Origin of the sequence: Kosakonia pseudosacchari, from assembly GCF_015167415.1 — a bacterium.
GTDB classification, from domain to species: domain Bacteria; phylum Pseudomonadota; class Gammaproteobacteria; order Enterobacterales; family Enterobacteriaceae; genus Kosakonia; species Kosakonia pseudosacchari.
In genome coordinates this window covers 3,670,079-3,685,858 of sequence record NZ_CP063425.1, presented here as the reverse complement: position 1 = coordinate 3,685,858, position 15,780 = coordinate 3,670,079, and the positions used below count along the sequence as shown (strand labels likewise).

At 50.9% G+C, this 15,780-nt stretch carries 20 protein-coding genes and 1 other RNA gene; 12 read left to right on the top strand and 9 right to left on the bottom strand.

What is annotated here, in order from left to right:
- Positions 1-75: 75 nt before the first annotated feature.
- Together IP581_RS23930 and IP581_RS17355 are read left to right on the top strand one after the other, a co-directional pair.
- Entirely contained in the window at positions 76-615 is a 540-nt protein-coding gene (locus IP581_RS23930) for a gp53-like domain-containing protein (RefSeq protein WP_228007778.1), read from the top strand.
- Positions 615-1,019 (top strand): tail fiber assembly protein, encoded by a 405-nt coding sequence (locus IP581_RS17355; protein WP_193820971.1) that lies wholly within the window; start codon positions 615-617, stop codon positions 1,017-1,019. The genes IP581_RS23930 and IP581_RS17355 overlap by 1 nt, the downstream gene beginning before the upstream one ends.
- Before the next feature lie 51 nt (positions 1,020-1,070).
- Here the strand turns inward: IP581_RS17355 and IP581_RS17350 are convergent, their stop codons facing one another.
- Positions 1,071-2,147 (bottom strand): acyltransferase family protein, encoded by a 1,077-nt coding sequence (locus tag IP581_RS17350; RefSeq protein WP_193820970.1) that lies wholly within the window; start codon positions 2,145-2,147, stop codon positions 1,071-1,073.
- Positions 2,148-2,403: 256 nt separating this feature from the next.
- On the opposite strand from IP581_RS17350, the gene IP581_RS17345 reads away from it, so the two are divergent.
- Together IP581_RS17345 and IP581_RS17340 are read left to right on the top strand one after the other, a co-directional pair.
- Positions 2,404-2,643 (top strand): hypothetical protein, encoded by a 240-nt coding sequence (locus IP581_RS17345; protein ID WP_193820969.1) that lies wholly within the window; start codon positions 2,404-2,406, stop codon positions 2,641-2,643.
- On the top strand, positions 2,643-2,960 hold the full coding sequence (locus IP581_RS17340; protein WP_193820968.1) for a hypothetical protein: 318 nt from the start codon (positions 2,643-2,645) through the stop codon (positions 2,958-2,960). The genes IP581_RS17345 and IP581_RS17340 overlap by 1 nt, the downstream gene beginning before the upstream one ends.
- A 175-nt stretch (positions 2,961-3,135) precedes the next feature.
- Here the strand turns inward: IP581_RS17340 and ssrA are convergent.
- Positions 3,136-3,499, bottom strand: a transfer-messenger RNA (tmRNA) gene (gene ssrA / locus IP581_RS17335).
- A 403-nt stretch (positions 3,500-3,902) separates the two neighbouring features.
- Positions 3,903-4,385, bottom strand: coding sequence for an SsrA-binding protein SmpB (gene smpB / locus IP581_RS17330; protein ID WP_017459912.1), 483 nt, complete (start codon positions 4,383-4,385; stop codon positions 3,903-3,905).
- A 158-nt stretch (positions 4,386-4,543) separates the two neighbouring features.
- Between smpB and IP581_RS17325 the strand changes: the two genes are divergently transcribed.
- Both IP581_RS17325 and IP581_RS17320 read left to right on the top strand, forming a co-directional pair.
- Positions 4,544-4,981, top strand: coding sequence for a type II toxin-antitoxin system RatA family toxin (locus IP581_RS17325; RefSeq protein WP_208616155.1), 438 nt, complete (start codon positions 4,544-4,546; stop codon positions 4,979-4,981).
- Positions 4,971-5,264 carry an RnfH family protein gene (locus IP581_RS17320; RefSeq protein ID WP_086873808.1) on the top strand — a complete coding sequence of 98 codons (294 nt, stop codon included), beginning with the start codon at positions 4,971-4,973 and terminating at the stop codon, positions 5,262-5,264. Before IP581_RS17325 ends, IP581_RS17320 begins: the two co-directional genes overlap by 11 nt.
- 127 nt (positions 5,265-5,391) lie before the next feature.
- Here IP581_RS17320 and bamE read toward each other — a convergent pair whose 3' ends face one another.
- The 3 genes from bamE to nadK form a co-directional block, all read right to left on the bottom strand.
- A complete protein-coding gene (gene bamE / locus IP581_RS17315) occupies positions 5,392-5,733 on the bottom strand; it encodes an outer membrane protein assembly factor BamE (RefSeq protein ID WP_017459915.1) in 342 nt (113 codons plus the stop codon).
- Between the two features lie 147 nt (positions 5,734-5,880).
- A complete protein-coding gene (gene recN, locus IP581_RS17310) occupies positions 5,881-7,542 on the bottom strand; it encodes a DNA repair protein RecN (RefSeq protein ID WP_193820967.1) in 1,662 nt (553 codons plus the stop codon).
- Between the two features lie 87 nt (positions 7,543-7,629).
- Positions 7,630-8,508 (bottom strand): NAD(+) kinase, encoded by an 879-nt coding sequence (nadK, locus tag IP581_RS17305; RefSeq protein ID WP_020454803.1) that lies wholly within the window; start codon positions 8,506-8,508, stop codon positions 7,630-7,632.
- 123 nt (positions 8,509-8,631) lie between these two features.
- Between nadK and grpE the strand changes: the two genes are divergently transcribed.
- Complete coding sequence (gene grpE / locus IP581_RS17300; RefSeq protein ID WP_141399377.1) at positions 8,632-9,228, top strand: nucleotide exchange factor GrpE; 597 nt, start codon at positions 8,632-8,634, stop codon at positions 9,226-9,228.
- A 46-nt stretch (positions 9,229-9,274) separates the two neighbouring features.
- On the opposite strand, the gene IP581_RS17295 is transcribed toward grpE, so the two are convergent.
- Positions 9,275-10,561, bottom strand: coding sequence for an HlyC/CorC family transporter (locus tag IP581_RS17295; RefSeq protein ID WP_097401806.1), 1,287 nt, complete (start codon positions 10,559-10,561; stop codon positions 9,275-9,277).
- Positions 10,562-10,578: 17 nt separating this feature from the next.
- Positions 10,579-11,367 carry a cytochrome C assembly family protein gene (locus tag IP581_RS17290; protein ID WP_017459920.1) on the bottom strand — a complete coding sequence of 263 codons (789 nt, stop codon included), beginning with the start codon at positions 11,365-11,367 and terminating at the stop codon, positions 10,579-10,581.
- Between the two features lie 166 nt (positions 11,368-11,533).
- Here IP581_RS17290 and ffh point away from each other — a divergent pair, with 166 nt between their 5' ends.
- The 5 genes from ffh to rplS all read left to right on the top strand — a co-directional run bounded on the left by ffh (position 11,534) and on the right by rplS (position 15,158).
- Positions 11,534-12,895, top strand: coding sequence for a signal recognition particle protein (ffh, locus tag IP581_RS17285; RefSeq protein WP_017459922.1), 1,362 nt, complete (start codon positions 11,534-11,536; stop codon positions 12,893-12,895).
- A 257-nt stretch (positions 12,896-13,152) separates the two neighbouring features.
- Positions 13,153-13,401, top strand: a complete 249-nt coding sequence (rpsP, locus tag IP581_RS17280; RefSeq protein ID WP_017459923.1) for a 30S ribosomal protein S16 — start codon at positions 13,153-13,155, stop codon at positions 13,399-13,401.
- Between the two features lie 18 nt (positions 13,402-13,419).
- Positions 13,420-13,968, top strand: coding sequence for a ribosome maturation factor RimM (gene rimM / locus IP581_RS17275; RefSeq protein ID WP_017459924.1), 549 nt, complete (start codon positions 13,420-13,422; stop codon positions 13,966-13,968).
- 30 nt (positions 13,969-13,998) lie between these two features.
- On the top strand, positions 13,999-14,766 hold the full coding sequence (gene trmD, locus IP581_RS17270; RefSeq protein ID WP_017459925.1) for a tRNA (guanosine(37)-N1)-methyltransferase TrmD: 768 nt from the start codon (positions 13,999-14,001) through the stop codon (positions 14,764-14,766).
- A 44-nt stretch (positions 14,767-14,810) separates the two neighbouring features.
- Entirely contained in the window at positions 14,811-15,158 is a 348-nt protein-coding gene (rplS, locus tag IP581_RS17265) for a 50S ribosomal protein L19 (protein WP_004104634.1), read from the top strand.
- Positions 15,159-15,579: 421 nt separating this feature from the next.
- Here the strand turns inward: rplS and IP581_RS17260 are convergent, their stop codons facing one another.
- Positions 15,580-15,774: an ogr/Delta-like zinc finger family protein gene (locus tag IP581_RS17260; RefSeq protein ID WP_017459926.1), complete on the bottom strand. Its 195-nt coding sequence runs from the start codon at positions 15,772-15,774 to the stop codon at positions 15,580-15,582.
- Between the last annotated feature and the right edge of the window lie 6 nt (positions 15,775-15,780).

Genomic DNA, 15,780 nt, shown 5'->3' with positions numbered 1-15,780 from the left:
GGCAAAAATGGCTTTACCCGCGGGAACCCGCAAACCGGTACGCCTGCCACAGAGCTGGATGACGATTACTTTGACATGCTGCAGGAGGAGCTGGCGACAGTGGTTGAGGCTACCGGTGTCGCTCTGGACAAAGCAAAGCACGATCAATTACTGACGGCGCTGAAAAAATTGTTGCTCAGCCGGAGCAACCCTTTTGCAGATATCAAAGCTGATGGCAGTGCTGCGATCGCAACGGCTCTCGCAAACCTTGGGTTGGGCGAGGCAGTAAAAATGCCTGCTGCTGGCGGGGTATTTTCAGGGACTGGGCGTATCTGGATACCAGTCAAAGATAGTTCAAACAGCAATATTGTTAATTTCCTGGTTCAATGGGGAACATGTAGCAATGGCGGTAGTGGTAAGGATGGGTCGCTTACCTTTGGGGCGGCGTTTCCAACGGCACTGGGCGGTATAGTGTTTTATGGTAACGACACGTCTAACGGTGGTTTTAGTATTACAAAGGCATCAAGCTCTTCGACTCAGACAGGGATGAATATCTTGTTTCGTGACCTTTCAATTAATTATCCGTTTGTTGCATCTCGTTTGTTGTCGGCGGGTTATCTTGCGTGGGGGTGGTAATGTTTTTCAATAAATCAAATTTGGGGTTCTATGATCCTGATGAAAAATCGTATTATGGGGAAAACTGGCCTGACGAAAAAGAATTAAATGAGATTGATGATGTACAGTACGAAAAATTTATCAGCGAACCTCCACGCGGACACATTTTGGGGGGAGGTGAAGATGGTAAACCAATTTGGGTTGAAGTCCCTGGGCAAATTGTTGAAAATAATGCGGGAATAATCGCGTCCTTAATCGCTGACGCGTCAGTGATAATTTCTCCGCTTCAGGATGCGGTTGATATGGACATTGCTACTGAAAAGGATATATCACGTCTTAAAGCCTGGAAACTTTATCGCGTTCAGCTTTTTAGAACTGATACGTCTGTGGTTGATATGGTATTACCTACACCTCCTGAGGTGTAGGTAAGTGAAACTTTAAGCGCTGTGGAATTTGTTATTCCTCAGCGCAATTTTCTATTTTGTATACTTAACCCGCAATTTTAGAAAAGGTTTTTCCACGTAGGTATACGTTATCGCTGATGCAATGACCGTTACAGGCAGCATTACAAAAATTACCTTAAATAGATGCATTGTGGGGTTAGGGTCCATTGGCATCACTTTACTAAGTAAAATGTAGTAAACAGGAAGGTGAAGAAGATACATAGAAAAGCTAAGCCCGCCGAGATAGGCCAACATTGCGTCTATGCGCTGATTTATTGAGAATTGAGCGGAGCAATATGCATAAATCAATAAGGCCCAAAGCATAGCTTCCAGTGTGAAGCTAAAAGTCACAAAAACAGGAATGGCCTTTTTATTCAGATAAAGAACAACACTAAGTCCGATAAGTGCTACTGCGAGAATCATTGCTGCTATTGAAAAACTCGTTTTATTTTTTTTAATGTAGATGTAGCCAGCTATCATTCCTATAAGAAACTGATCCATTCTTCCTATGATTGTATGATAGAAAATCCAGTACACTGAAGCGCCTTTAAAAACTACCAACGAGTATTTAATCATAAGCATAACGACAATCATCCCTATGAGAGTTTTCACGCCGTCATTTCTCATGAAAATAGCAAGGAAAGGGAAAATTAAATAGAATTGAAATTCTACTGCAATCGTCCATATTTGACCAATTGGATAAAATTGCTGCCCCCATCCTGTGCTGAGATGTCCTGTGTTTAATTGAAGAGTCAGGATTCGGAGTATGTCCATTGGGTCTGAATTTGCGCGATTAACACTGATCACGATAAAGCATAGCAATACAGTCATAGGGGCTATGCGTAATATCCTATTTTTTATGAAGCTACCATATGATATATCTTTATTTCCCGCATTTGATATTACGCAGAAAAGAAATCCCGACAAAACAAGAAATAAGCTGACTCCAGTATTTCCGCCAGAAACCCACAATTTGAGAAAATCAGATGGGCTTGAAATTTCATTATTGTATTTCAAAAAACCACGACAATGATAAATTATGACTAATGCTGCGGCGAAAAATCTCAAATGATCAAGTCTTGATAAATAGATATTATTTAAAGTCTTCATTCCATAATCCATCTAATATATAGAAATAACCTTCATATTTTTTTTGTGCGAAAATGATAACATTTTTATGCCGCTTCAATAAGCAATTATGAAGATAATGTGATGATCACAGTCAGAAGTGCTCTTTGATACACGATAAAACCGCTTTAAGATCCACCCTATCAGGGCGTTATAAAACAGTACTGATACGGCGCTTGATCTGCACCTCTCAAACGATACTGTATATAAATACAGTATCGTTTGAGAGGTGCAGATCATGCCGCGCCAGTACGAGATACGCGCCGCCTTTGTTGCAGCAGTTCAACTCAACCCAAAGGGATACAAGTGCCTGCGCACTGCAGACTTCATCCGTGAGCTTAACGCGCGCAACTGGCATTTCAGCGAGCGCGACGCTAATGACTGGATAAAGCGATATCAGCCGTACTTCGTGGACAAGACGCCAGATGTCAGCGAGAACCGTCTCTGGATGCTTCGCAACATGGGGAGTATTCAGTAATGGGCTTTCCATCACCAGCTGCTGATTATGCGCAGCGCGCGCTCACCGTTGATGCGCTTTGTCAGATGGTTGCAAATTGCCGGATCGTCGAAACAGACACCGGGTATGCGGTCATTGATTTTTCCGCGCGACCAGGCGAAGGCGAAACAGTTCTGGCTACATTCGATGGCCGAGCGCAGTTTGCTAAATGGATGGGCGGGGCGCTGATTACGGATGATGGAGATGCAATTGAGGGGGAGGCGCTGGACGAGGTAACGGTGTTCGGTGTACTGACGTACACAATTAACCGGGTGAAAGATGATGACAGGGTGGTTTAACTCGTCATGGGATTTAAGCCATAAAAAAGCCCGCGCGTGCGGGCTTTTCTGTAACGTTGGAGCTGCGGCTCCTTTACGTATCCTTTTTTGTCCCTTTGGTGTCCGGTCACCGTCCGGGGTAAGTGGCTAACCTACTGTTTTTTAAGACTCTGTCCTGCCACTGTCCATGTATATTTGGTGGAGCTGGCGGGAGTTGAACCCGCGTCCGAAATTCCTACATCCTCGGTACTACATGCTTAGTCCAGTCTTTAATTTCGCTTGCCGGCTGCGGACGGACACGCCACTAACAAACTAGCCTGATTAGTTTTAACGCTTCAACCCCAGGCAGGGCATCCACGCGATCTCTTTTGGGTTTGACCTCTCTTGATCCCCGTCCTAAGAGCGGAGGCTAGGGAGAGAGGGCTCTAAGCAGGTTATTAAGCTGCTAAAGCGTAGTTTTCGTCGTTTGCGACTATTTTTTTGCGGCTTTTTACGAGGCCAACCGCCCCTCGGCATGCACCTTGGGTTTCGCGAATCCCGTCGAATCCAGAATCAGCCCCAAAAGTGTGACGGTGAGTATAACAGATTTATGACGTGCCATTCCAGTCCAGATCACAATGACTTTTGACGAGGAAAATGTGGTTGGTTTGTGTTCATACATAACCGCAACTGCTGTATTTGCCATTGCCTGATGCGTTCATACAAGACGGCTAACTTAATAGAGGGTATGAAACTGATTCCGCTCGCCTGTTGTTGATCGCACTAAGCAGTGGGTTATGCGCACATAAGAAGCGGGGCTGAACAGCCGCCCTGGACAATCTTTCCGGGCCTGCCGGGGATGATTGCGAATGTAGTGATCAAAATCGGTGCTGGATTATCTGATTAAACCGCTGAACACACTGAATGAGGCGCTGAGAAGTATTCGATGCCCTCTCCCGGCGTGAGAGGGCGACGCGGACGTGATTAACGCCCGGCGTTTTTCATAATGCGAGCTTTATCCAACTGCCATTCGCGCTCTTTCAGATCGGTGCGCTTGTCGTGCTGTTTCTTACCTTTCGCCACGCCGATTTTTACTTTACACCAGGCGTTTTTCCAGTACAGCGACAGCGCCACAACGGTATAACCTTCGCGGTTAATGCGACCGTAGAGTGAATCGAGTTCGCGCTGGTTAAGCAGCAGCTTGCGTGTGCGAGTCGGATCGCAAACGTAGTGGCTGGAGGCTACGGTCAGCGGCGTAAAGTTTGCGCCAAACAGAAAGGCTTCGCCGTCTTTCAAAATAACGTAGCTGTCGCCAATGTTTGCTTTACCGGCGCGTAAGGATTTTACTTCCCAGCCTTGCAGTGCCAGCCCGGCCTCAAATTCCTCTTCAATGAAGTATTCATGGCGGGCGCGCTTATTCAGCGCAATGGTGGCTGAACCTGGTTTGTATGCTTTTTTCTTCGTCATAGTGTCGTGAAGCCATCCGGTAATCTGATATCTGAAACTGACCTCATTGCGTCCTGTGAGGTTTAGCCGATTATCTTAGCATGAGTTCGGGCATAGCGTTTTCCTTTCATCCTGGGGAAATGGTATTATTTGACGATTGTGTGAACGCGGAAAACGATATGCCTCAGATTAGCCGTACTGCGCTGGTGCCTTACAGCGCGGAACAAATGTACCAGTTAGTGAATGACGTAAAATCTTACCCGCAGTTTTTGCCTGGCTGTACTGGCAGCCGGGTGCTGGAATCCGGGCCGACGCAAATGACAGCGGCAGTGGATGTTTCCAAAGCCGGGATCAGCAAGACATTTACCACGCGAAATACGCTAAACACTAATCAAAGCATTTTGATGCATCTGGTCGATGGCCCATTTAAGTCTCTGATTGGTGGGTGGAAATTTACTCCACTGAGTGCCGAGGCCTGCCGGATTGAGTTCCAGCTTGATTTTGAATTTACCAATAAGCTGATTGAGCTGGCGTTTGGCCGCATCTTCAAAGAGCTGGCGGCCAATATGGTGCAGGCGTTTACGCATCGGGCGAAAGAGGTTTACCGTGCCGGGTAATATCGCTGTTGAAGTGGCTTACGCACTGCCGGAGAAACAGTACCTTCAACGGGTGACGCTCGAAGAGGGCGCAACCGTTGAGCAGGCGATACGGGCTTCGGGTTTGCTCGAGCTGCGTGATGATATTGACCTGAAAGTGAATAAAGTGGGTATCTATAGCCGCCCGGTGAAATTGCAGGATCGCGTGCATGATGGCGATCGCGTAGAGATTTATCGCCCGCTGATTGCCGATCCGAAAGAGTTACGTCGCCAGCGCGCTGAGAAGTCAGCAAAGAAAGCGTAAGCTGATAGCGGTGGGTTATGTTCCCTGCGCAGGTAAGTAAGACCCCGAACACGACGGGAAAAGAGGCGACATAAGTGATTCAAACAAAAAAGGTGCTCATTGAGCACCTTTTTGCATTTCTGCAACCTTAGCCTTTGGTCAGCGCAGGTTTGTTATCCATATTGGTCAATACGCCGTTGCTGCTGAAAGTCAGCGTCAGGGTTTGCTGCGAAACATCTTCATGGCCCGGCTGCTGGCGGAAGACGTAGAACCAGGTGTTACTGCCAAACGGGTCGGTCATCATCGGCGTACCCAGTGCATAAGCAACCTGCTGTTGCGTCATACCTACGCGGATTTTAGAAACATCGTTTGGCGTCAGGTAGTTCCCCTGATTGATATCAGGACGGTAAACCACGCGTTCTACGGTAGAGCAACCTGCGGTCAACATCAGAAGAACCGCTGCGGCAGCAGTCAGCATTTTACAGCGCATAGTGATTTGATTCCTTTTCGGCCCGAACAATACGTGGCTCATATGTAATATGCCGATGATAATAGACCTTTCGCCAGTTTAAAACCTTTGCCGGCTGGTCTGTTGTCGATTTTGTCGAGAACTCAGACCGTCATATTACAAAAAAGTTTACGCTGCCAGCAGCTCTTTGGCATTCGCCAGCGCGTTGCGGGTCACTTCACTACCGCCAAGCAGGCGCGCCAGTTCCTGCAAACGGGCGCGTTTATCCAGCGGCTGCATATGCGTTTCGGTCATTGCGCCATCCGTTTCCTTGCTGACAAAGAAGTGATGATGACCACAACCGGCAACCTGCGGCAGGTGCGTTACGCACATTACCTGCGTGGATTCGCCCAACTGGCGCAGTAACTTGCCAACAACAACGGCCGTCGGGCCGCTGATGCCAACGTCGACTTCGTCGAAAATCAGCGCCGGGGTTTCCATCTTCCGCGCGGTGATCACCTGAATAGCCAGCGCAATGCGCGACAGCTCACCACCGGAGGCGACTTTGGCGATTGATTGCAGCGGTTGACCTGGGTTGGTGGTCACACGAAATTCGATGCGATCGGCACCTTCAGCTGTCAGCGAGTGGGCATCAAACGCCACATCAATGGTAAACACGCCATGCGGCATGGAGAGCGAATGCATGCTTTCGGTAATTAATTCCCCGAGTTCCTGCGCATATTTCACGCGCTGGTCATGCAGCTGCTGGGCGGTCGCCAGCGCAAGCTGGTGGTGCTGCGTGACAGCCAGCGCCAGGGTTTCCTGGGAATCAGCCTGATCGTCGAGTAACTGCTGTTCATCAAGCAGCGACTGGTGAAACTGAGGCAGCTCTTCAGGGCTGATGTGATGTTTGCGTGCCAGCGAGATCTGCCGTGAGATACGCTGTTCCAGCTCGTACAGGCGGTTCGGATCGAGATCTAAGCGGTCACAGTAGTGGCGCAGTTCATCGCTGGCTTCGCTAATCTGAATGGCCGCTTCTTCGAGCATATCCAGCACGCCGGAAAGACGTGCGTCCATACCTGCCAGTTCGCCAACGAGTTGGCGCGCAGTATAGAGCTGGCTTTGCAGATTAGTCTCTTCACCGTCTGCCAGTACGTTCAGTGCATGCTGACTGGTAGAGAGCAATTGCCCGCTGTTGGCGAGGCGTTTGTACTCTTCATCAATCTGTTCGAACTCCCCTGGCTGCGGGTTAAATTCATTCAGCTCTTTCAATTGATAGTGCAAAAGTTCTGCGCGGGCGGCGCGCTCCTGGCTTTGCTGTTGATGCTGAGCCAGCTCGCGGCAACTTTGATGCCAGGCGCGGTAGTGTTCGGTCATTTGCTGAGTGAGCGCATACTCACCGGCGTAACCATCGAGCAGGTTTTTCTGGTGCTCAGGTTTAATCAGTAACTGGTGCGCGTGTTGGCCGTGAATCTGAATGAGCAGCTGACCCAACTCGCGCAACTGGGAAAGCGGCACAGCCGTGCCGTTGATAAAACCACGGGAACGTCCGTCGCTGCTGATAACACGGCGAAGTAAACACTCACGCCCATCTTCTAACTGGTTCTCTTCCAGCCAGCGTTGGGCGGCAGGAGTATCTTTGAGTGCGAAGCGGGCGCACAGATCGGCGCGCGGCGCACCGGCGCGTACCATGTCGGCTTCCGCACGACCGCCCAGGCATAGCCCGAGCGCATCAATGGCAATAGATTTACCCGCCCCGGTTTCGCCGGTAATAGCTGTCATCCCGCTGTGAAAATCAATCTCGAGCTCACGAACGATAGCAAAATTACTGATGGTCAGTTGTGCCAACATGGTCGCTTTCCTGTATGAAAAACCATAACTGTGTTTTCGTACAGTATAAACTGGTTTTATATACAGTAAAGCGTTGTGCGATGATTTTCAGAACAATTTTTTCGACCAACCAAGTTTAGAGCTTAACGTATTGAAATAGCTGTAATCTTTAGGGTGAATAAGATTGAGATGATAGTCGCAGCGACGGATGAGTACATCTTCGCCTTCCTGAATCGGCAGCGCGATTTGGCTATCGCAGCTCACCTCCAGATCGCTGCGGCGATGGGAAAAACGCAGGCGAATGGTGCTGCTGCTGTTTATTACCAGCGGGCGCGCAGACAATGTGTGCGGGAACATCGGTACCAGCGTGATGGCATCCAGCGATGGCGTCAGAATTGGCCCGCCGGCGGAGAGTGAATAGGCGGTGGAACCGGTAGGGGTTGAGATAATCAGCCCGTCGGAACGCTGGGAAAAGGCAAAAACTTCGTCAATATAGACTTCAAATTCGATCATATGGGCCACTTTGCCCGGGTGCAGCACCACTTCGTTGATCGCCGTGCTGATGCGCTTCTGGCACTCTTGCTGACAGACTTGCACTTCCAGCAGAAAACGTTTTTCAGCGATATAATGACCTTCCAGCACGTCTGCCAACTGTTGCTGCGCGTTGTCGGGATCGAGATCGGTGAGAAAGCCGAGGTTGCCGCGGTTAATCCCAATAACCTTGATGTCATAGCGCGCCAGCGTGCGGGCCGCGCCCAGCATATTGCCGTCGCCGCCGACAACCACCGCGAGATCGGCTTGTTGACCGATTTCTGCCAGCGTGCCGGTTTTCACATTATTAAGCTGCAATTCCTGGGCAATTTGTTGTTCGACAATGACGTCATAACCTTTGGCGCTTAACCAGCGATATAACATTTCATGTGTGGTCAGTGCGGTAGGGTGCCGTGGATGCCCGACAATACCAATACACTTGAAATGATGGGTCATTTTCTGGAGGTCCTTGTGGCGAATGAAATGATGACAATCTGTCACGTTCCCTTGAATCCCGGAAACTGATCCCCATAATAATGCAGGTTAGCGAGATGAATGCAAAAAAACGCGGAGAAATTCATGAGTAGTAAAGAACAGAAAACGCCTGACGGGCAAGCCCCGGAAGAAATTATCATGGAACAGCACGACGAAGTTGAGGCAGTTGTTGAGTCTGACGATTCGGCTGGGCAGGTGGATCCGCGCGATGAGAAAATTGCGAACCTTGAAGCGCAGTTAGCTGAAGCGGAAAGCCGCGAGCGCGAAACTGTTTTACGCGTTAAAGCGGAAATGGAAAACCTGCGTCGCCGTACCGAACAGGATATTGAGAAAGCGCATAAATTCGCGCTGGAGAAGTTCGTCAATGAACTGCTGCCGGTTATCGATAGCCTGGATCGCGCACTGGAAGTGGCGGACAAAGACAACGCCGAGATGGCACCGATGGTTGAAGGCATTGAGCTGACGCTGAAAAACATGCTGGATGTGGTGAAAAAATTCGGCGTGGAAGTGATTGCTGAAACCGACGTTCCGCTGGATCCAAACGTGCATCAGGCGATTGCCATGGTGGAATCTGAAGAGATTGCCGCAGGTAAAGTGCTGGGCGTGATGCAAAAAGGTTACACCTTAAACGGCCGCACCATTCGCGCTGCGATGGTGACCGTTGCTAAAGCGAAGGCGTAACGCTTTCTGATAAAACCCTCTCCGCCCGGAGAGGGTTTTTTTTCGCTTATTCGGCGACGCTTTCCCGCAGCGCTTTCACCGGGATCACCTGAACCTGCTTAATCATATTGTCCTGCACGTCGAGAATATCGATGTCGTACTGCTCGATACGGACACGCGTACCTACTGCCGGGATCTCTTCCAGCGCCTCCAGCAGCATGCCGTTAATCGTGCGGGCTTCGTCTTCCGGTAAGCGCCAGTTAAAGGCTTTATTCAGCTCGCGAACGTTGGCGCTGCCATCGATGATCACCGAGCCGTCATTTTGCGGCGTGGCTTCATCCGCCAGCGCAGGCGACATCGACGTGGTAAAGTCGCCGACAATCTCTTCGAGAATATCTTCGACCGTTACCAGCCCCTGAATATCGCCATACTCGTCTACCACCAGGCCGACTTTCTTTTTATTGCGCTGGAATTTCACCAGTTGCACGCTCAGCGGTGTGCCTTCCGGGACATAGTAGATTTCATCGGCGGCGCGCAACATCACCTCTTTGGTAAACTCGTTTTTTTCCGTCATTAGCCGGTAGGCTTCGCGCACGCGCAGCATACTAATGGCGTCATCCAGCGAATCACGGTAGAGCACAATGCGACCATGCGGTGAGTGGGTGAGCTGACGAACAATGGCTTTCCAGTCGTCATTGATATCAATGCCGACGATTTCGTTGCGCGGCACCATGATGTCGTTAACGCTGACTTTTTCCAGATCGAGAATCGACAGCAACATGTCCTGGTTGCGGCGAGAAATTTGCGAGCGTGATTCATTCACAATGGTGCGCAGCTCATCTTTGCTGAGCGCGCCGCTGACCACTACATCCGCTTTAATACCGACCATGTGCATCAGCACTCGCGTCACGCCGTTCAGCAACCACACCAGTGGCATCATGATCACTTGCAGCGGCGCCAGCAGGAAACTGCTGGGAAACGCCACTTTCTCCGGATAGAGCGCGGCGATGGTTTTTGGCAGTACTTCGGCGAACACCAGCACCACAAAAGTCAGTACGCCGGTGGCGATAGCGACGCCCGCATTGCCATACAGGCGCATGCCAACAATGGTGCCAATTGCCGACGCCAGAATATTGACGAGGTTGTTACCAATCAACACCAGGCTTATCAGGCGGTCGGGTTTACGCAACAGCTTTTCGACGCGTTTTGCCGCGCGGTTGCCCTGCTTGGCTAAGTGGCGCAAGCGGTAGCGGTTGAGTGTCATCATTCCGGTTTCGGAACCGGAAAAATAGGCCGAAACCACGACCATGATGATTAACGTAATAATCAGCGTCGTGGTGGAGATGTGTTCCAGGGGGAACTCCTTTGTGTTTAGCTCGCGAACTGCTGCAGAATGCGGCTGCCAAAATAGGCCAGCGTTAAAATCCCCGCGCCTGCAACGTTGAACCAGACGACCCTGCGGCCGCGCCAGCCCTCATGGTAATGGCCCCACAGCAGAACGATATAGACAAACCAGGCGATAATAGAGAGCACCGCTTTGTCGATATTTTCCATGCTGAACAGGTTCTGCATAAAGAACAGGCCAGTACACAGCGTCAGCGTCAGCAGCACCACGCCAACCTGAGTAATGTGGAACATTTTGCGCTCAATCACCATCAGCGGCGGCATTTCGTTGCTGAACGCCAGCCGTTTATTCTTCAACTGGTAATCAATCCAGGCCAGTTGCAGCGCGTACATTGCCGCAATAATCAGGGTGGCGTAGGCAAAGAGCGACAGGCCAATGTGCACCAGCATGCCGGGCGTGGCTTCCAGATGGGTAATGTACTCATTGGGTACAAAAACGGCGAAAGCGAGGTTGATCAGCGCGAAAGTGTAGACGATCGGCAGCAGCAGCCAGCCGCGATTTTTCGACGCCACAATGGTCATTACCGTACAGATCATCAGGCTGACCAGCGAACCGACATTCAGCAGGCTCAGGTTCTGCCCGCCGTCATCCGGGAACAGCCGCTCTTTCAAGCCGAAGCCGTGACAGATAAGCGCGATCACCGCCGAAAGGATGGCCATTCTGCGCCAACCGCTGTTTTTTTGTAGCAGGCTGGGAACGATCAGCGCAATGCTGATTGAGTAGGCGACAAGAGCGATCAGGGCAAAAACGGGCATAGGATGTCGGCAGTTGACTGAAGAAGAAAGAAAAGCAGTATAACGTTACGTGACGTTGGCTCCAATAGTTGCATCACATACAGGAGCAATGTCTTCATGTTATACTCCCGAAAATTTCTGTTATGCGTCGCGCTGGCGGCCATCGTATCACCTCAGGCGAGAGACAATGTTTGATAATTTAACCGATCGTTTGTCGCGCACCCTGCGCAATATCAGTGGCCGTGGACGCCTCACTGAAGACAACATCAAAGACACCCTGCGCGAAGTGCGTATGGCGCTGCTGGAAGCGGACGTTGCGCTGCCGGTGGTGCGTGATTTTATCAACCGCGTAAAAGAGAAAGCGGTTGGCCATGAAGTGAACAAGAGCCTGACGCCGGGCCAGGAGTTCGTCAAAATCGTGCGCAACGAACTGGTTGCGGCGATGGGCGAAGAGAACCAGAGCCTGAACCTCGCCGCGCAACCACCCGCGGTGGTGCTAATGGCGGGTCTGCAAGGTGCGGGTAAAACCACCAGCGTCGGTAAGCTCGGTAAGTTCCTGCGCGAGAAGCACAAGAAGAAAGTGATGGTCGTTTCTGCCGACGTTTACCGTCCGGCGGCGATCAAACAACTGGAAACTCTGGCGCAGCAGGTTGACGTCGATTTCTTCCCTTCGGACGTCGCGCAAAAGCCTGTGGATATTGTTAACGCCGCGCTGAAAGAGGCGAAGCTGAAATTCTACGACGTGCTGCTGGTGGATACCGCCGGTCGTTTGCATGTCGACGAAGCGATGATGGATGAGATCAAACAGGTTCACGCGGCAATTAAGCCGGTGGAAACCCTGTTTGTCGTCGACGCAATGACCGGTCAGGACGCCGCGAATACCGCGAAAGCTTTTAATGAAGCGCTGCCGCTGACCGGCGTAGTGCTGACGAAAGTGGACGGTGATGCGCGCGGCGGTGCGGCGCTCTCCATTCGCCATATTACCGGCAAGCCGATTAAATTCCTCGGCGTCGGCGAGAAAACCGAAGCGCTGGAGCCGTTCCACCCGGATCGTATCGCCTCGCGTATTCTTGGCATGGGCGACGTGCTGTCGCTTATCGAAGATATCGAAAGCAAAGTTGACCGCGCCCAGGCGGAGAAGCTGGCGAATAAACTGAAGAAGGGCGACGGCTTCGATCTGACCGACTTCCTTGAGCAGCTGCGCCAGATGAAAAACATGGGCGGTATGGCGAGCCTGATGGGCAAGCTGCCGGGCATGGGGCAAATCCCGGACAATGTTAAAGCGCAAATGGACGACAAAGTGCTGGTGCGTATGGAGGCGATCATTAATTCCATGACGCTGAAAGAGCGCGCCAACCCGGACATCATCAAAGGGTCGCGTAAACGCCGTATCGCTGCCGGCTGCGGTATGCAGGTGCAGGATGTGAACCGTCTGCTCAAACAATTCGACGACATGCAGCGCATGATGAAGAAGATGAAGAAGGGCGGGATGGCGAAGATGATGCGCGGGATGAAGGGGATGATGCCGCCAGGCTTCCCGGGGCGCTAAAACAAGGGCATAAGGCTATCTTGTTTGCCATTTTAGCTCCGGGGTGTGCTCGAAATGCTCACGTACTACGTGTACGCTCCGCTTTCTGTGCGCACGCCGGAACTAAACTGGCTGCACCGATATACGCCTTATATCCTTTGTTTACTTTATCCTGATTGCAATTTCCCCCAAAATCAGTAAAATTTTCGGGCTTTTAATATGACACCGGGCTCCGTTCCTCGATGGGGCCTGGTGTTTTATTCACACAAGAGGATGTTATGGTAACTATTCGTTTAGCACGTCACGGCGCTAAAAAGCGTCCGTTCTACCAGGTTGTTGTGACTGACAGCCGCAATGCACGCAACGGTCGCTTCATTGAGCGCGTTGGTTTCTTCAACCCGATCGCTTCCGAGAAAGAAGAAGGCACCCGCCTGGATCTGGATCGTATTCAGCACTGGGTTGGCCAGGGCGCTACCGTTTCCGATCGCGTTTCCGCGCTGATCAAAGCAGCACAGAAAGCAGCTTAATCTGTCACGGTGGTCATGATGAGCAAGCAACAAGCCGCACCGGTCCCTGTTGAGCCAATTATTGTCGGCAAGCTGGGGTCTTCTTACGGAATTCGTGGTTGGCTCAGAGTGTTTTCCTCCACCGAAGACGCCGAAAGCATTTTTGACTATCAGCCCTGGTTTATCCAGAAGGCGGGTCAGTGGCAGAGCATTGAGCTGGAAAGCTGGCGCTACCACAATCAGGACATCGTCATCAAACTGAAAGGTGTTGATGACAGAGATGCCGCGAATCTGCTGACCAATTGTGAGATTGTCGTGGATTCCGCGCAGTTGCCGGAACTGGAAGAGGGTGACTACTACTGGAAAGACCTGATGGGCTGCCAGGTAGTGACTACTGAAGGTTACAGCCTCGGTAAAGTCGTCGATATGATGGAAACCGGGTCGAATGACGTTCTCGTCATCAAGGCAAACCTGAAAGATGCATTTGGTATCAAGGAGCGGTTGGTTCCGTTCCTCGATGGGCAGGTTATCAAGAAAGTCGATCTCACTACTCAAACCATTGAAGTAGATTGGGATCCTGGTTTTTAAACCTCCGGATATACGGTAAAAGACGGCGCTATGTGGATTGGCATAATTAGCCTGTTTCCTGAAATGTTCCGCGCGATTACCGACTACGGGGTAACTGGCCGGGCAGTAAAAAATGGCCTGCTGAGCATCCAGAGCTGGAGTCCGCGTGATTTCGCTCATGACCGGCACCGTACCGTGGACGATCGTCCTTACGGCGGCGGACCGGGGATGTTAATGATGGTGAACCCGTTACGGGACGCCATTCATGCAGCAAAAGCCGCGGCGGGCGAAGGCGCCAAAGTGATTTATCTGTCGCCTCAGGGGCGCAAGCTTGATCAAGCGGGCGTCAGCGAACTGGCAACGAATCAGAAATTGATTCTGGTGTGCGGTCGCTACGAAGGGATAGATGAGCGCGTAATTCAAACCGAGATTGACGAAGAATGGTCTATCGGCGATTACGTTCTCAGCGGTGGTGAGTTACCAGCGATGACGCTGATTGACTCGGTTTCCCGGTTTATTCCGGGGGTACTGGGGCATGAAGCTTCGGCAACGGAAGATTCTTTTGCTGATGGGTTGCTGGACTGCCCACACTATACCCGACCTGAAGTTTTAGAAGGGATGGAAGTACCGGCGGTGTTACTGTCGGGGAACCATGCCGAGATACGTCGCTGGCGTTTGAAGCAGTCGCTGGGCCGCACCTGGCTTAGAAGACCTGAACTTCTGGAAAACCTGGCTCTGACTGAAGAGCAAGCAAGGTTGCTGGCGGAGTTCCAGCGTGAACACGCACAACAGCAACAGAAACATGATGGGTTGGTTTAAGAAACCACCCGAATATCAGTTTACCCAGGATAAGAGATTAAATTATGAGCAACATTATTAAGCAACTTGAACAAGAGCAGATGAAGCAGGACGTACCTTCCTTCCGTCCGGGTGATACCGTGGAAGTGAAAGTATGGGTTGTTGAAGGTTCCAAAAAACGTCTGCAGGCATTCGAGGGCGTGGTTATCGCTATTCGTAACCGCGGTCTGCACTCTGCATTCACTGTTCGTAAAATTTCCAACGGCGAAGGCGTTGAGCGTGTCTTCCAGACTCACTCTCCGGTAGTTGACAGCATCTCTGTCAAACGTCGTGGTGCCGTTCGTAAAGCTAAACTGTACTACCTGCGTGAGCGTACTGGTAAGTCTGCTCGTATCAAAGAGCGTCTTAACTAAGATAGCGCACACGCTACATCCAAAGCGTGTTATGAAACAAGGGGTTGGCGTAATGCCAACCCCTTTTTTATATCTATCAGCACACCCTCTCCTGTGGCAGTGATCAGCACCAGGCTTTGCTTTATCGCCTCCGGATTTAAACCGTGCAAAACAGGCCGCCACCTTTATTAACCCTGTAATTGCGACCTAGAAATAGGGTCCTGTAGATACGTGCGTTAACAAATTCTGGTTTCGCATCATTATCTTTGGACTTACATCTCAGCGGGCTGGCAAAGGCTTATTTTTAATGCAGGCCGAAGCCTGCGCGCTTTCTGCATCTGCGGTTTTATGTCCACCTATTGCCCGCGTAATTTTTTCATTACCGCTATCGATACAGAAATAAAAAACCTGCTGGCGCAGGCTTTTGAGTATTTTGGCCGGATTACTTCCCGGCGTGAGACGCGCTCACTTGCAGCGCTGGCGGGCGGACAATATAACGCGCCAGCGACTCATGGGTGACGAACGTACAACCGCAGTGAATATTCTGACACTGGTGATAGCGCTCTTTGGTTTCAGAACTGAGATAGCGGCTGGAGCGCGCGTGCGCCGCTTGTTGGCATACCGGGCAATGCATCATGGTGGT

Coding starts and splice junctions, on each gene's coding strand:
- IP581_RS17260 (WP_017459926.1), bottom strand. CDS start 15,774: ATGATGCATTGCCCGGTATGCCAACAAGCGGCGCACGCGCGCTCCAGC.
- IP581_RS23930 (WP_228007778.1), top strand. CDS start 76: ATGCTGCAGGAGGAGCTGGCGACAGTGGTTGAGGCTACCGGTGTCGCT.
- grpE (WP_141399377.1), top strand. CDS start 8,632: ATGAGTAGTAAAGAACAGAAAACGCCTGACGGGCAAGCCCCGGAAGAA.
- rpsP (WP_017459923.1), top strand. CDS start 13,153: ATGGTAACTATTCGTTTAGCACGTCACGGCGCTAAAAAGCGTCCGTTC.
- trmD (WP_017459925.1), top strand. CDS start 13,999: ATGTGGATTGGCATAATTAGCCTGTTTCCTGAAATGTTCCGCGCGATT.
- ffh (WP_017459922.1), top strand. CDS start 11,534: ATGTTTGATAATTTAACCGATCGTTTGTCGCGCACCCTGCGCAATATC.
- IP581_RS17340 (WP_193820968.1), top strand. CDS start 2,643: ATGGGCTTTCCATCACCAGCTGCTGATTATGCGCAGCGCGCGCTCACC.
- IP581_RS17350 (WP_193820970.1), bottom strand. CDS start 2,147: ATGAAGACTTTAAATAATATCTATTTATCAAGACTTGATCATTTGAGA.
- IP581_RS17345 (WP_193820969.1), top strand. CDS start 2,404: ATGCCGCGCCAGTACGAGATACGCGCCGCCTTTGTTGCAGCAGTTCAA.
- IP581_RS17325 (WP_208616155.1), top strand. CDS start 4,544: ATGCCTCAGATTAGCCGTACTGCGCTGGTGCCTTACAGCGCGGAACAA.
- bamE (WP_017459915.1), bottom strand. CDS start 5,733: ATGCGCTGTAAAATGCTGACTGCTGCCGCAGCGGTTCTTCTGATGTTG.
- nadK (WP_020454803.1), bottom strand. CDS start 8,508: ATGACCCATCATTTCAAGTGTATTGGTATTGTCGGGCATCCACGGCAC.
- IP581_RS17290 (WP_017459920.1), bottom strand. CDS start 11,367: ATGCCCGTTTTTGCCCTGATCGCTCTTGTCGCCTACTCAATCAGCATT.
- rplS (WP_004104634.1), top strand. CDS start 14,811: ATGAGCAACATTATTAAGCAACTTGAACAAGAGCAGATGAAGCAGGAC.
- recN (WP_193820967.1), bottom strand. CDS start 7,542: ATGTTGGCACAACTGACCATCAGTAATTTTGCTATCGTTCGTGAGCTC.
- smpB (WP_017459912.1), bottom strand. CDS start 4,385: ATGACGAAGAAAAAAGCATACAAACCAGGTTCAGCCACCATTGCGCTG.
- rimM (WP_017459924.1), top strand. CDS start 13,420: ATGAGCAAGCAACAAGCCGCACCGGTCCCTGTTGAGCCAATTATTGTC.
- IP581_RS17355 (WP_193820971.1), top strand. CDS start 615: ATGTTTTTCAATAAATCAAATTTGGGGTTCTATGATCCTGATGAAAAA.